Here is a 14,527-nt window from a genome sequence, read left to right on the forward strand (position 1 = left end):
GCGTCAACTCAATAACGTGGATCATGTCCCCGTTTCCGCGAAACGGGGACATGATCCTATCGAACGGAGCCGCCATGGCCGCCCTCGACCCGCTCCCCGAACTGATGGTGGAGCCCATCGTCCGCGCCGCGCTGCTGGAAGACCTCGGCCGCGCCGGGGACATCACCACCGACGCGGTGGTGCCGGCCGGACACGTCAGCCGCCTCGTGCTCGCCGCGCGGCAGGATGGCGTGGTTGCCGGGCTCGACTGCGCCCGCCTCGCCTTCCGCCTGCTCAACCCGGACGTGCGCTTCACGCCCGTGGTGGCGGACGGTTCGCGGGTAACGCCGGACACCGTTCTGGCGGAGGTGGAAGGCCCCTCCCGCGCTCTGCTCACCGGCGAGCGCACCGGCCTCAACCTTGCCTGCCGCCTCTCCGGCATCGCCACGGCGACCGCCTCGCTGGCGGATGCGGTGGCGGGCCACAAGGCGCAGATCGTCTGCACCCGCAAGACCACGCCCGGCCTGCGCGCGCTGGAGAAATACGCCGTGCGCGCCGGCGGCGGCGCCAACCACCGCTTCGGCCTCGATGATGCGGTGCTGGTGAAGGACAACCACGTCGCCATCGCCGGCTCAGTGGCCGAAGCGGTGCGGCGCGTGCGCGCCCGTGCCGGTCACATGGTGAAGGTGGAGGTGGAGGTGGATACCCTCGCTCAGCTCGAAGAGCTGCTGACCCTCGGCGCCGACGCCGTGCTGCTCGACAACATGACCCCCGCCACCCTCACGGAGGCCGTGCGCATGGTCGGCGGGCGGATGCTCACCGAGGCCTCCGGCCGGGTGAACCGCGAGACGGCGCCAGCCATCGCGGCGTCGGGCGTGGACCTCATCTCCGTGGGTTGGCTGACCCACAGCGCGCCCATCCTGGACATCGGCCTCGACTGGGTGGGCTGACGCCGGATCACAGGCGCACGCCGCGCAGGCTCTGGGACGGCGCCGCGCCGAAAGTGCGGCGGAAGTCGTGGGTGAAATGCGCCTGGTCGGCAAAGCCGGCCGCATGGGCGGCGGCGGTGAAGCTGCTGCCGTCGGCGATCTCGGCGATGGCCCGCCGCATCCGCCCCCAGGCGCGGTAGCGGCGGAACGGCACGCCCATCTCGGCGGTGAACAGGTGCTGCAGGCGCGAGGGCGACAGGCCCACCTTGTGGGCGAGGGCCGCAAGCTCCGGCACGCGCTCAGCGTCGGTCATCGCCGCCGCCACCCGCTGGATGCGGGGATCGAGCCCGGCGCGGGCGCGCCGGCGGGAGACATCCACCATGTCGGCGAGGGCCTCGCCGGCCCAACCGGCCGCGTCCGGCGCCTCCCATAATTCGCGCAGCAGCGGCAGCGCGGTGCCGGCACCGAAGAGGGCGCCCTGCTCCTCCCGCGCATTGGCCACCAGAGGCGCCAGCGCATGGGCGCCGTCGACGCTCGGCTCCAGATAGAAGACCGCGATGGGCTCGCCGCCCACGTCCAGCTCGTGCACCATCCCGGCGGGCACCAGCGCCGTGCGGCACGCCTGCCAGCTGCCGCCCTGGATCCTGAGCCCGAACGGCCCGTAGAGCCCGGCAAGGAACACCGGGGCGCCGTGCTGGTGCGGGGCATTGTAGATGAGCGGCCCGGCGAAGAAGGTGCGGCCCGCATCCAGGAACCAGAGCGGCCCGAGGCCCGCTATCCCCGGCGCAGCACGTTCGTACAAGCGGGGCCGCGTGCCCATGCCTAGGCTCCTCCCACCACACTTCAACACACATAGCGGGCAGTACAAAGCGGCCCGCAGGGGGACCGCCATGCAGACAGATCCGGCTTCGCCATTCCGGCCCGGCGCGCCCAGCCGCCGCGCCCTCCTCGCCGCCGCCATCGCCGCCCCGGCGCTCCTGCGCACGGGTCGGGCGAGCGCAACGGCGCCCGAGCGCGGCGCCCTCCCCGTCACGCCCTTCCGCTTCCGCCTGGGCGCGTTCGAGGTGACCACCGTGCTCGACGCCTCCGCCATGATCGACGGCCCGTGGCCCATCGTCGGCGAGGACCGGCCGGCCGGCGAGGTGGCGGCGCTGATGCAGGCCAGCCTGCTGCCGGAAAAGCGCTTCCGGCCCGGCTTCACCCCGACGCTGGTGAATACCGGTTCGCAGCTCGTCCTGTTCGATGCCGGCAACGGCGCGAACGGCTTCATCCCGCGGCCGAACGGGGGATGGCTCACCCAGCAGATCGCCGCCGCCGGCTATGCGCCCGAGCAGGTGGACGTGGTGGTGCTCTCCCACGTCCATGTGGACCATATCGGCGGGCTGGTGGAGGCGGGCAAGGAGGTGTTTCCCAAGGCCCGCTACGTCATCGGCGAGGCGGAATATTCCTTCTGGGCCGCGCCCGAGCGGCGCGCGGCGGCCCCCGACAGCCTCGAACACGCGACCGCGCAGGTGTTCGCCCGCAACCTCGCCCCCTTCGCCGATCGCGTCACCCGGGTGCGGCCGGGCACCGAGATCGTCCCCGGCATCCATGCGGTGGAAGCCTTCGGGCACACGCCCGGCCATCTGGCGTTCCATCTGGAGAGCGGGGGCAAGCGGCTGCTCGTCTGGGGCGACTGCGCCCACCACGAGGTGGCGTCCCTCGCGCACCCCGAGTGGCACGCCTTGTTCGACATGGACAAGACGCAGGGCGCCGCCACCCGCAAGCGCATCTACGACATGGCCGCCACCGACCGCATCCCGGTGGTGGGCTATCACACGTCCTTCCCGTCGGTGGGCTATGTGGAGCGGCAGGGCAGCGCCTATCGCTGGCTCCCCCTCACCTACCAACTGGCGGAGTGAGGCCCGGAAACGAAAACGGCCGGGCGAGGAGAGTCTCCCGGCCCGGCCGTCTGTGTTCAGGAAGAAAAGAGGCTCAGGCCTTCGGCCACGCCCGCACGTCCACGAAGTGGCCGGCGATGGCCGCAGCCGCCGCCATGGCGGGGGAGACGAGGTGGGTGCGGCCCTTGAAGCCCTGGCGGCCCTCGAAATTGCGGTTCGAGGTGGAGGCGCAGCGCTCCTCGGGGGCGAGGCGGTCGGCGTTCATGGCGAGGCACATGGAGCAGCCCGCCTCGCGCCACTCGAAGCCCGCCTCGATGAAGATCTTGTCCAGCCCCTCGGCCTCCGCCTGCTCCTTCACGAGGCCGGAGCCCGGAACGACCATGGCGCTCACGCGCGGGTTCACCTTGTGGCCCTTCACCACGGCGGCCGCCGCGCGCATGTCCTCGATACGGCCGTTGGTGCAGGAACCGATGAAGGCCCGGTCGATGGCGATGTCGGTGATCTTCGTGCCGGCGGTGAGGCCCATGTAGCCGAGCGCCCGGATCTTGGCGGCGCGCTTGCCCTCGTCCTCGATGAGCGCGGGATCGGGCACGAAGCCTTCCACGGACACAACGTCCTCGGGGCTGGTGCCCCAGGAGACGATGGGCGGCAGGTTGGCGCCGTCGATGTGGATCTCGGCGTCGAAATGCGCGCCCTCGTCCGAGCGCAGGGTCTGCCAGTAGCGCAGCGCGGCATCCCAGTCGGCGCCCTTGGGGGACTTCGGCCGGCCCTTGAGATACTCGAACGCCTTCTCGTCGGGGGCCACCATGCCGGCGCGGGCGCCACCCTCGATGGACATGTTGCAGACGGTCATCCGCCCTTCCATGGAGAGGGAGGTGATGCCTTCGCCGGCATATTCGATGACGTAGCCGGTGCCGCCGGCCGTGCCGATGGTGCCGATGATGGCGAGCACCACGTCCTTGGCGCCGACGCCCTCGGGCAGCGGCCCGGAGACGGTGACGCGCATGTTCTTCGCCTTCTTCTGGATCAGCGTCTGGGTGGCGAGCACATGCTCCACCTCGGACGTGCCGATACCGTGGGCGAGGGCGCCGAACGCGCCGTGGGTGGAGGTGTGGCTGTCGCCGCAGACGATGGTGGTGCCGGGCAGCGTGAAGCCCTGCTCGGGGCCGACCACGTGGACGACGCCCTGACGCTTGTCGAAGCCGTCATAATATTCGACGCCGAACTCCTTCGTGTTCTCGGCGAGCGCTGCGATCTGCGCGACGCTCTCCGGGTCCGGGTTCGGCAGGGTACGGTCGGTGGTGGGGACGTTGTGGTCCACCACGGCAAGGGTCTTCTGCGGCGCGCGCACCTTGCGGCCGGTCATACGCAGGCCCTCGAAGGCCTGCGGGCTGGTCACTTCGTGAACCAGGTGGCGGTCGATGTAGAGCAGGCAGGTGCCGTCGTCCTGCCGGGAGACGACGTGGTCGTCGAAGATCTTGTCGTAGAGGGTCTTGGGACCGTTGACCGGGGCGTTCATCGCGTCGTGTCCTGAGGAAAGGCCGGCGCGCGTCGGTGCGGCCGGGCCGGTAACGATGGAAGGGCGGTATCCGTCGCGCCGCTTATGGGCGCGTCACCATGCGGGCGTCAAAGCACCGAGGACGCCGCCGTGGTGAAGCGGCCGAAGAAGCGACCCGGCAGGCGCACATGGTCCGGCACCGCCGCGAACTCCATCGTCGTGCGCGCGAACGGGCCGGCCCCGCAATGGGCCGCCCGGTCGAGGCTGTGGCGATGGTCACGCGTCTGTCGCATGGGGCGGGTTTTTAGCAGTTCCACGATGGCGCGACAATCCGGCGCGCAGCGATGTGAAAACCGGGCGCGGGGCGGGGATGATCCGGCCCCGCGACCTTGCCGTCGCCATCATCTTGGGCGAGGCGCTGGGCGGCCGGCCGTGAGGCCCGCCGCAGGAGGAGGAGTTTCGGGTGCAGTTCGTCTCCAATTTCCACGGGGTGCAGTTCCTCGATACCGTGGTCAGCCTCGCCGCCGCCTTCCTGTTCGGCACGCTGATCGGGGCCGAGCGGCAGTATCGCCAGCGCACCGCCGGGCTGCGCACCAACGTCCTGGTGGCCGTGGGCTCCGCCGCCTTCGTCGATCTCGCCGCCAGCCTCGGCGGGCCGACCGACGCCATGCGCGTCGCCGCCAACGTGGTGACGGGCGTCGGCTTCCTCGGCGCCGGCGTCATCATGAAGGAAGGCATGAACGTGCGCGGCCTCAACACCGCCGCGACGCTCTGGTGCTCGGCGGCCGTAGGCAGTTGCGCCGGAGCCGACCGCCTCGCCGAGGCGGCGCTCATCACCTTCATCATCATCGCCGGCAATACGGTGCTGCGCCCGGTCGCCCGTGCCATCGACCGCGCGCCCCTCGACGCCCGCCGCTCGGAAGTCAGCTACGAGGTGCGCCTCACGGTGGATTCCGCCGCCGCCGCCGATCTGCGCGACGTGCTCATCGACACGCTGGAGGCCGAGAAATATCTCGTGGGCGACGTGGACGAGGAGCCCGGCACCGACGGCGCCGTGGTGCTGGTGGCGAAGCTCGTCACCACCTCGGTGGTTCCGGCCGAGCTTGATGCGATCACCGACCGTCTGGCTAGGCGCCCCAATACCCGCCATGCCACATGGGAGAGCGTGACGGAGGAATAGGGTGGGCGTTGGGATCAGCCTCGGCCCTCCCAAAGCCGTCATCCCCCGGCTCGTCCGGGGGATCCGCTGCGCGGTTCGTCCGCCCTCTCTGGAACGACACCCCTCCCCGCCGTACCGTGGATCGCCCGCACACGGCGGGCGATGACAGCCGGAGGGTCTGGCGCGCACCTTCGTACAAAGTGACGGGCGCGTTCAAAGTGACGCGCCGTTGCGATCAGCCGAAGGGGTGGGCGCCAGGCCAACCCTCCTCACAGCGCCCCCTCCCCCGCCTCCATCGCCTCGACCAGAGCCGGGATCACGGTCGCGCGCATCCTTCGGCCGTAGAACAGGCCGAAATGGCCGCAGTCCGCGACGCTGACGCGGCGACGCAGGGCCTCGGGGACGGCACGACAGAAATCGTGCGCCGCCTCGGTCTGGCCGGGGGCGGAGATGTCGTCCTGCGCGCCCTCGACCGTGAGCAGGACGCCGCGCAGGGCCTCCGCCCGCACCCGATGCCCGCCGATCTCCAGCGTGCCTTTAGCCAGCGCGTTGTCGCGGAAGATGGTGGAGACGTTCTCCATGAAGAATTCGTCCGGCACGTCCATCATGGTCCAGCACAGGCGGGAGAGCGGAAAGCGCAAAGGGTCGTCGCCCTCGTCGAACAGCAGGCGCATGGGCAGGTCGCCGCCGCTGATGGACTGGCGCCAGAGGTACAGCGCGAAGGTGTCGATCTGCCGCCACGCCGGAAACACGCGGCGCCCGGCGCCGGGCAGGCCCTGCGGCACCTCCTCCATCACCTGCGCTTCCAGCGCCTCAAGGGAGCGCTCCTGCAGCATCTTCCACAGGCGCGTGGGGTTGCGCGCGGGGTCCATCGGTCCACCGACAAGGCTGAGGCTCGCCACCGGCACCCCCTCCTCCGCCAGCAGGCAGGCGGCGGCAAAGGCGGGCAGCGCACCCTGGCAGACGCCCACCAGATGCACCGGCCCCGTCACCGCGAGCGCACGGGCCATCTGCGCCGTTTCAAGGCAATTCTCGGCAAAGCCGAAGCGGCCCGCGCCGGCCGGCAGGTAGCGCGCATTGGGCCATTCGGTGATGCCGACACGCCCCGCAGCAGGCAAAAGCGCGGCGACGAGATCGCGCATCAGGAAAGGATAGCCGCCGGCGATGGGCGCCACCACCAGCACGGTGCGGGCGGGCGCGTCAGGTGCATCCTGCCGGGAGAACAGCCGCAGCCGGCCGAAGGGAAGGCCGGCCGGTACCTCCTCGCGCACGACGCCGCTGGCCAGCCCGAACGCGCGATAGGCGTCCTCGGTCGCGCAGGGCAGCGGATCGGCCGCCGCGGGACGGAAGGGACGCAGATCGTCAAGCCACATGAGGCGCGGTCCGTCCTTTGCGGTCCGGGTGGGGCGACGGCCCATCATAGCCGAACGCCCCCGGCGCACCATGCCTGTGGCGGAAATGTTGAGCCGGCTTCAGAGCGACGCCGCCGCGCGGGCGGCCTGGTCGTAATGGCCGGAGAGCGTGCGCATCAGCGCCGCGACCTCGGACAGGCGGCCGGGATCGATGCCGGTGGCGGCCACCGCGTCGGCGAGCAGCGCCTCGCGCACCTCGCGATAGCGGGCGCAGGCGGCACGGCCGGTGAGGCTGGCGGAGAGCGTCTTTTCCTTGCCCCGGCGGCCGCCTTCGACGAGGCCGAGGGCCTGCAGCTTCTTCGCCGCATAGGTCACGAGGTGGGTGTCCTCCACATCGAGCACGAGGCAGAGGTCGGCGATGGTCTTGGGCCGGTCGCGGTGGACCACATGGTGCAGGATCAGCACGTCCAGCGCGGAGAGGTCCGGCACACCGGCCGCCGCCATGCAGCGCACCATCCAGCGGCTGTAGGCGTGGGTGAGCATGTTGAGCCCGAACTCGAACTCGGACAGCGCCGGCAGCGCCCCGTCGGCGAGATGCGCGGAGGAGACGATGGAGGGGCCGGCCTTGCGGCGGGCGCCATCGGTCGGCTTCGGGAGTGCGTCCTTGGTCACGGGCTCGGTCCTTGGGGAGGCGGCCGGGGCGGCGTTCCGTCCCGGCCGCGCGCCATCACTTCTTGTAGGCGGCGATGATCTCCTGCCCGGTCGCACCGGCCTTGGCGAGCCAGGCTTCGGACAGGGTGCCGCCGATCTTCTCGAAGCCGGCCTTCAGCTCGGGCGAGGGCGGGACCACCTTCATGCCCTTGGCGGCGAGGGTGTCCATGTAGCCCTTGGTCTTGGCCTCGGAGAGCTTCCACCCGCGCTCCTCGGCGGCGGCGGCGGCCTTGAGCACGGCCTCCTGCGTGGGCTTGTCGAGGGCGTCGAAGGCGGCCTGATTCACGAACACCACGTTCTTCGGCAGCCAGGCCTGGATGTCGTAGAAGTTGGGCACGCTCTCCCAGATCTTCACGTCGTTGCCGGTGGCGCTGGAGGTGATGAGCGCGTTGACGACGCCGGTGGCGAGCGCCTGGGCGAGCTCCGCCTGCTGCACGGTGACGGCTTGGGCGCCGACCATCTCGCCGATGCGCGACGTGCCCGGATTGTAGGCGCGCCACTTGGCGCCCTTGAGATCCTCCACCTTCTCGACCGTCATCTTGGAGAACAGGCCCTGCGGCGGCCACGGCATGGCGTAGAGCACCTTGATGCCCTGGGTGGCGAGCTTCTTCTCCACCGCCGGGCGGGAGGCGGCCCACAGCTTCTTGGACTGCTCGAAGGAGGTGGCGAGGAAGGGCACCACGTCCACGCCGAAGACCGGGTCCTCGTTCTCATGGATGGAGATGATCACCTCGCCCGCCTGCGCCTGCCCGGTCTGCACCGCGCGCTTGATCTCCGGCGCCTTGAACAGCGAGGCGTTGGGATGGAGCGTGATGACGAGCTTGCCGCCGGTGGCGGTCTCCACGTCCTTGGCGAACTGGGCGAGGTTCTCGGTGTGGAGGTTGTCGGCCGGATAGGCGGACGGCAGGTTCCACTTGGTCTGGGCGAGCGCCGGGCCGGCGAAGGCGAGGGCCCCCAATGCCAGGGCCGGGGCGAGGATGCGCGTCAGTCGAGACATGAGAACTCCTTCGGTTGGACCTTTTATGCACTCTCCCCGGGCGGAAAGGCCCGGGCGGGCGGGTGCCCGTCAGTTCCCGTAGGCGAGGTCCGGCAGGATCATGACGATCTGCGGAAACACCGTGATGATGGCAACTGCCGCAACGAGAAGGAAGAAGAACGGCAGCGAGGCGAGCGCGACCGTGTTGGAATCCTTCCCCGACATGGTCTGCAGCACGAACAGGTTGAAGCCCACGGGCGGCGAGACCTCCGCCATCTCCACCACCAGCACGAGGAAGATGCCGAACCAGACCGGATCGAAGCCCGCCGTCTTGATCATGGGGATCACCACGGAGGTGGTGAGCACGATCATGGACAGGCCGTCGAGCGCCGTGCCGAGCACGATGTACATGACGGTGAGCGCGGCGATCAGGGCGTAGGGGGAGAGGTGGAGGCTGTCCACCCATTCGGCCAGCGCCACCGGGATGCCCGTATAGGCCATGGAGGTGGACATGAAGGAGGCGCCCGCCAGGATCAGCATGATCATGCAGGTCAGGCGCGTCGCCCCCATCACCGAGGCCCAGAAGGCGGGCCAGTTCAGCGCGCCCTGCCACCAGGCGATGGCCAGCGAGCCGGCGACGCCCCAGGCGGCGCATTCGGTCGCCGTCGCCCAGCCGAACAGCAGCGAGGCGAACACGAAGATGATGAGCAGGCTGACCGGGATGAGGTTGGCCGATTCCCGCATCTTCTCGCGCCACGGCAGGGGCGGATCGGCCGGCGGCGTCTTCGATGGGTTCAGCAGCGACCAGACGATGATGTAGCCGGAATAGAGCGCCATCACCAGGAAACCGGGCAGGAAGCCGGCGAGGAACACCTGGATGATGGAGACGTTGGCCGCCACCGCATACACCACCATGGTGATGGACGGCGGGATGAGGATGCCGAGCGTGCCGGCGCCGGCGAGCGAACCGAGGCTGACATTATCGTCGTAGCCGCGCTTCTTCAGCTCCGGCAAGGCGATCTTGGCCACGGTGGCGCAGGTGGCGGCGGAGGAGCCCGACACCGAGCCGAACAGGCCGCAGGCAATGACGTTCACGTGCATCAGCCGCCCCGGCAGCCAGTTGAGCCACGGCGCAAGGCCCCGGAACATCTCTTCCGACAAACGGGTGCGGAACAGGATTTCGCCCATCCAGACGAACAGGGGCAGCGCCGCAAGGGTCCAGGAGGCGGAATTGCCCCATATGGTGGTGGCCAGCACCGCGCCCGCGGGAATGCCGCCCCCGACGAACTGCATGCCCACATAGCCCACCACCAGAAGGGCGATGCCGATCCACACCCCGCAGGCCAGCAGGGCCATGAGCAGGAGCAGCAGAAGCCCGGAAATCTCGATCATCGCCATGGCATCACACTCCGCTCTGCATGGCGCGCTCGACCAGTTCCTCGGCGGTGGCCGGAGGTTCCTTCTCGTAGCGCGGCTTGCCGCCCATCAGCGCGTTCACCAGTTCGTCCACGAAGGCGATGAACAGAATGACGAGCCCGCCCGAATAGCCGAGCTGGGGAATCCAGAGCGGGATGGCGATGACGCCCTGCGAGATGTCGTTGAAGCGGTAGGAATCCCACGTGAGCGTCACCGCGTTCCAGGCGAAGAAGCCCACCGAGGCGACGCCGATGACGAGGCAGAGCAACTCCACCGCCCGCTTGGCCGGGCCCTTGATGTGGTCCGTGATGAGGCCGACGCGGATCAGCTCTCCCGACCGGAAGGTGTGGGCGAGGCCAAGGAAGGCGCTGGCTGCCATGCACCAGGCGACGAAATCATCGCCCGCCGGAATGTTGAGGGCCACCAAGCGGCCCACGGAGAGCAGCATCATCAGCACGAAGATGGCAAGCATGAAGAGGCCGGCGAGCCAGCCCGCCCCAAGGTAGAGCCCGTCGAGGGCGCGGCGGATCATGCGCGCCTCCCGGTGGTGAAGGCGCCCGATCCGGAGCGGGCGCCGGCGGCGGGACGCCACGGGGCGACGCCCGTGCGAGGCGGGTGTTTCAACATGTCCAGTGATCCCCTCTCGCGGCGCAGGGCCGCCCGCTCTGTGGCGTTTGATGGCATTTTTGGGACACGTCGATAAAATGTCAACGATCCGTTGACGAAAAAACGCGGGCGTGGCCTTCTTGAAGCCGAAGCAGGGTGACGGACGGGAAGGCTGACCGGGCGGCAGCTTGGAGCCGACCCAAGCAAGGTACACGCCACAAGCGCGCACGGCGACGCCAGCGCTGCGGCTCGATGATCGGGAGAACGGGCAATGACGGGGACCGACGGCGATCTTGGCAGCGGGACGGCGGGGGCGCCCGAGCGCCAAGCGGCAGCCTTGGTGCCCCCTCCCGCCCCTTGGGAATTCTGGATCGACCGGGGCGGCACCTTCACCGATATCGTCGGCAGGCGGCCGGACGGGACGCTGGTCGCGCACAAGGTGCTGTCGGAAAATCCCGAGGCCTATCGCGACGCCGCCGTGCACGGCATCCGCGAACTGCTGGGCCTTGCCCCCGGCGCGGCCATCCCGGCCGGACTGGTTTCTGCCGTGAAGATGGGCACCACGGTCGCCACCAATGCCCTTCTGGAGCGCAAGGGCGACCGCACCCTCCTCGTCACCACCCGCGGCTTCAGGGACGCGCTCAAGATCGGCTACCAGGCGCGGCCGAAGATTTTCGCCAAGAAGATCGTGCTGCCGGACATGCTGTTCGAGCGCGTGCTGGAGGTGGACGAGCGCGTGCGCGCCGACGGCACCGTCGAAGCTGCGCCCGACCTTGCCGCCGTCCGCACCGCGCTGGAGCAGGCGAAGGCGGACGGTCTCGTCGCGGTCGCCATCGTCTTCATGCATGGCTACCGCTACCCCGAGCACGAGCAGCAGGTGGCTGCGCTGGCGCGGGACATGGGCTTTCCGCAGGTGTCCGTCTCCCACGAGGTCTCACCCCTCATCAAGCTGGTGGGGCGTGGCGACACCACGGTCGCCGACGCCTATCTCTCCCCCATCCTGCGCCGCTATGTGCGGCAGGTGGCGGATGAACTCTCCGGCGGGGCCGAGGGCGACGGCGGGGCCGAGGCCATCCGCCTGATGTTCATGATGTCGTCGGGCGGCCTCACCGCCGCCGACCTGTTCCAGGGCAAGGATGCCCTGCTCTCGGGACCTGCCGGCGGCGTGGTGGGCGCGGCGGAGACCGGGGCACTGGCCGGCTTCGAGCGCATCATCGGCTTCGACATGGGCGGCACCTCCACCGATGTCTGCCACTATGACGGCGAGCTGGAGACCGCCTTCGACACCGAGGTCGCCGGCGTCCGCATCCGCGCGCCCATGATGCGCATCCACACGGTGGCGGCGGGCGGCGGCTCCATCCTGCATTACGACGGCGCGCGCTTCCGCGTCGGCCCGGATTCCGCCGGGGCCAATCCCGGACCCGCCTGCTATCGCCGCGGCGGGCCGCTGGCCGTCACCGATGCCAACGTGATGCTGGGCAAGCTGATCCCAGACTACTTCCCGAAGATCTTCGGCCCGGCCCAGGACCAGCCCCTCGATGCCGAGGTGGTGCGGCAGAAGTTCTCGGCGCTGGCCGCCGAGATCGGCGGCGGCCGCTCTCCCGAGGAGGTGGCGGACGGCTTCGTCACCATCGCCGTGGAGAACATGGCCAACGCCATCAAGAAGATCTCCGTCGAGCGCGGCTATGACGTGACACGCTATGCCCTGAACTGCTTCGGTGGCGCCGGCGGCCAGCACGCCTGCCTCGTCGCCGACGCGCTGGGCATGACCACGGTGCTGCTGCACCCCTTCTCCGGCCTCCTCTCCGCCTATGGCATGGGCCTCGCCTCCGTCCGCGCCCAGCGCACCCGCGCGGTGGGGGAGGAGATGACTGCAACCCTCGTTCCCGGACTGGTTGAGCTGAAGGCGGAACTTGCCGCCGCGACCGGCGCCGAGCTCGCCGCTCAGGGCATTCGAACCGATGCGATCCTGACAGATGCCAAAGCCCACCTGAGATACGGTGGAACCGATACCGCAATCCCGGTTCAACTCGCCGATATCGCGGCGATGACCGCCGAGTTCGAGGCCAAGCACCGCGCCCAGTTCGGCTTCGTGTCCCCGGAAAAAACCATTGTGGTGGAAGCGCTTGAGGTGATTTCCGCCGGTGGCGGCGCGGGAATCGCCGAGCCTGACCTGCCGATCGAGTCCGATACCCCTTATGATACCGTCGATACCCGTTTCTTCGCCCGCGGCGCATGGCATGACGCGCCGGTGGTGAAGCGGGAAAACTTCAGGCCGGGCATGGGCTTGCAGGGGCCGGCCATCGTCATCGAGCCGAACCAGACGGTGGTGGTGGAAAAGGGCTGGCGGGCGGAGGTCTCCGCGAAGAACCACCTGATCCTCACACGGACGGAAAAACTTCAACGTTCAGAAGCGGTTGGCACCCATGCCGACCCGGTGATGCTGGAGGTCTTCAACAACCTCTTCATGTCCATCGCCGAGCAGATGGGGGTCACCCTCCAGAACACCGCCTACTCGGTTAACATCAAGGAAAGACTGGATTTTTCCTGCGCGGTCTTCTCCGCCGAGGGCGATCTCGTCGCCAACGCCCCCCACATGCCCGTCCACCTCGGATCCATGGACCGCTCGGTGGAAACCGTCATCCGCGAGAACGCCGGCGACATCCGCCCCGGCGACGTCTTCGCCCTCAACGCCCCCTACAATGGCGGGACGCATCTCCCTGATATTACAGTGGTAACGCCGGTTTTCGACGATGCCGGCAAGGCCATCCTGTTCTGGGTCGCCTCCCGCGGACACCATGCAGACGTGGGCGGCGTCGCCCCCGGCTCCATGAGCCCGCTCGCGACCCATATCGAGGAGGAAGGCGTCTATATCGACAATTTCAAGCTGGTCTCGGAAGGCACCTTCCGCGAGGCCGCGCTTCTGGAATTGCTCACCTCCGCCCGCTATCCGGTACGTAATCCCGTCCAGAACATCGCAGATCTAAAGGCGCAGATTGCGGCCAATGAAAAGGGCGTACGTGAACTTCTGAAGATGATCGACACGTTCAGCCTCGATGTGGTTCAAGCCTATATGGGTCATGTGCAGGACAATGCTGCCGGAAGCGTCCGTCGTTTCCTGGATCGGCTGGATGATTGCTCCTTCCATTATGAGATGGACCAGGGCACCGTCATCAAGGTCAAGATCTCGGTGGACAAGGAGAAGCGCGAAGCGACGGTGGATTTCACCGGCACCTCGCCCCAGCAGCCCACCAATTTCAACGCCCCCGCCCCCGTCACCCGCGCCGCGGTGCTCTATGTGTTCCGGGTGATGGTGGAGGACGAGATCCCCATGAATGCGGGGTGCCTCAGGCCCATCCGCATTGTCGTGCCGGAAGGATGCATGCTGTCGCCGGTCTATCCGGCCGCTGTGGTGGCGGGAAATGTGGAGACATCTCAGGCGGTTACCAACTGCCTTTTCGGCGCACTAAAGGCCATGTCGGCCTCGCAGGGCACCATGAACAACCTCACCTTCGGCAACGACATCTACCAGTATTACGAGACCATCTGCTCCGGCTCGCCGGCCGGTCCCGGCTTTGACGGGACGGATGCGGTGCATGTGCACATGACCAATTCCCGACTGACCGACCCGGAGGTGCTGGAAACGCGATTTCCCGTTCTGCTGGAAGACTTTCACATCCGTCCCGGCTCCGGCGGGCGGGGGCGGTGGCAGGCCGGGTCGGGGACGTACCGGCGCATCCGGTTCCTGGAGAAGATGGACTGCGCCCTGCTCTCCTCGCACCGCCGCGTCCATCCCTTCGGCGTGGACGGGGGTGAAAAAGGTCAATTGGGAGAAGGGTTTGTGCGGCGGCTGGATGGCTCGACCGAGATCCTGCAGGGCTGCGACCAGAAGGTATTGGAGGCCGGAGAGGCAGTCATCATCGTCACCCCGACGGGGGGTGGCTATGGGGATGCGAAGCTGAGGGGGCGGTAGTCGCTCCGGACACAAAAAAGGCGCCCGGACGGGCGCCTTTCTGCTGCA

General features: G+C 68.8%; 12 protein-coding genes. 4 read left to right on the forward strand and 8 right to left on the reverse strand.

Annotated features, from left to right (window positions below; genetic code table 11):
- Window positions 1-74 precede the first annotated feature (74 nt).
- Window positions 75-929 carry a carboxylating nicotinate-nucleotide diphosphorylase gene (gene nadC / locus V5F63_RS23015; protein ID WP_209486130.1) on the forward strand — a complete coding sequence of 285 codons (855 nt, stop codon included), beginning with the start codon at window positions 75-77 and terminating at the stop codon, window positions 927-929.
- A gap of 7 nt (window positions 930-936) precedes the next feature.
- On the opposite strand, the gene V5F63_RS23020 is transcribed toward nadC, so the two are convergent.
- Window positions 937-1,728: a helix-turn-helix domain-containing protein gene (locus V5F63_RS23020; RefSeq protein ID WP_394100998.1), complete on the reverse strand. Its 792-nt coding sequence runs from the start codon at window positions 1,726-1,728 to the stop codon at window positions 937-939.
- 70 nt (window positions 1,729-1,798) lie between these two features.
- Here V5F63_RS23020 and V5F63_RS23025 point away from each other — a divergent pair, with 70 nt between their 5' ends.
- Entirely contained in the window at window positions 1,799-2,809 is a 1,011-nt protein-coding gene (locus V5F63_RS23025; protein WP_394100997.1) for an MBL fold metallo-hydrolase, read from the forward strand.
- 73 nt (window positions 2,810-2,882) lie between these two features.
- Here V5F63_RS23025 and leuC read toward each other — a convergent pair whose 3' ends face one another.
- Together leuC and V5F63_RS23035 are read right to left on the reverse strand one after the other, a co-directional pair.
- The gene (gene leuC, locus V5F63_RS23030; RefSeq protein WP_245327261.1) at window positions 2,883-4,307 is read right to left on the reverse strand and encodes a 3-isopropylmalate dehydratase large subunit; all 1,425 of its coding nucleotides are present in this window, start codon (window positions 4,305-4,307) and stop codon (window positions 2,883-2,885) included.
- 107 nt (window positions 4,308-4,414) lie between these two features.
- A complete protein-coding gene (locus V5F63_RS23035) occupies window positions 4,415-4,579 on the reverse strand; it encodes a hypothetical protein (RefSeq protein ID WP_155982206.1) in 165 nt (54 codons plus the stop codon).
- Window positions 4,580-4,749: 170 nt separating this feature from the next.
- Here V5F63_RS23035 and V5F63_RS23040 point away from each other — a divergent pair, with 170 nt between their 5' ends.
- Window positions 4,750-5,466, forward strand: coding sequence for an MgtC/SapB family protein (locus V5F63_RS23040; RefSeq protein WP_209486136.1), 717 nt, complete (start codon window positions 4,750-4,752; stop codon window positions 5,464-5,466).
- 248 nt (window positions 5,467-5,714) lie between these two features.
- Here the strand turns inward: V5F63_RS23040 and V5F63_RS23045 are convergent, their stop codons facing one another.
- The 5 genes from V5F63_RS23045 to V5F63_RS23065 all read right to left on the reverse strand — a co-directional run bounded on the left by V5F63_RS23045 (window position 5,715) and on the right by V5F63_RS23065 (window position 10,432).
- Window positions 5,715-6,818: a hypothetical protein gene (locus V5F63_RS23045; protein ID WP_394030547.1), complete on the reverse strand. Its 1,104-nt coding sequence runs from the start codon at window positions 6,816-6,818 to the stop codon at window positions 5,715-5,717.
- Window positions 6,819-6,917: 99 nt separating this feature from the next.
- Window positions 6,918-7,469, reverse strand: coding sequence for a winged helix DNA-binding protein (locus tag V5F63_RS23050; RefSeq protein ID WP_394100996.1), 552 nt, complete (start codon window positions 7,467-7,469; stop codon window positions 6,918-6,920).
- Window positions 7,470-7,524: 55 nt separating this feature from the next.
- Complete coding sequence (locus V5F63_RS23055; protein ID WP_209486149.1) at window positions 7,525-8,505, reverse strand: TRAP transporter substrate-binding protein; 981 nt, start codon at window positions 8,503-8,505, stop codon at window positions 7,525-7,527.
- A 69-nt stretch (window positions 8,506-8,574) separates the two neighbouring features.
- The gene (locus V5F63_RS23060; RefSeq protein ID WP_209486151.1) at window positions 8,575-9,882 is read right to left on the reverse strand and encodes a TRAP transporter large permease; all 1,308 of its coding nucleotides are present in this window, start codon (window positions 9,880-9,882) and stop codon (window positions 8,575-8,577) included.
- 4 nt (window positions 9,883-9,886) lie between these two features.
- The gene (locus V5F63_RS23065; protein WP_209486154.1) at window positions 9,887-10,432 is read right to left on the reverse strand and encodes a TRAP transporter small permease; all 546 of its coding nucleotides are present in this window, start codon (window positions 10,430-10,432) and stop codon (window positions 9,887-9,889) included.
- 345 nt (window positions 10,433-10,777) lie between these two features.
- On the opposite strand from V5F63_RS23065, the gene V5F63_RS23070 reads away from it, so the two are divergent.
- Window positions 10,778-14,479: a hydantoinase B/oxoprolinase family protein gene (locus V5F63_RS23070; protein WP_394100995.1), complete on the forward strand. Its 3,702-nt coding sequence runs from the start codon at window positions 10,778-10,780 to the stop codon at window positions 14,477-14,479.
- Window positions 14,480-14,527: the final 48 nt, after the last annotated feature.

Origin of the sequence: Xanthobacter wiegelii (genome assembly GCF_043193855.2) — a bacterium.
GTDB classification, from domain to species: Bacteria; Pseudomonadota; Alphaproteobacteria; order Rhizobiales; family Xanthobacteraceae; genus Xanthobacter; species Xanthobacter flavus_A.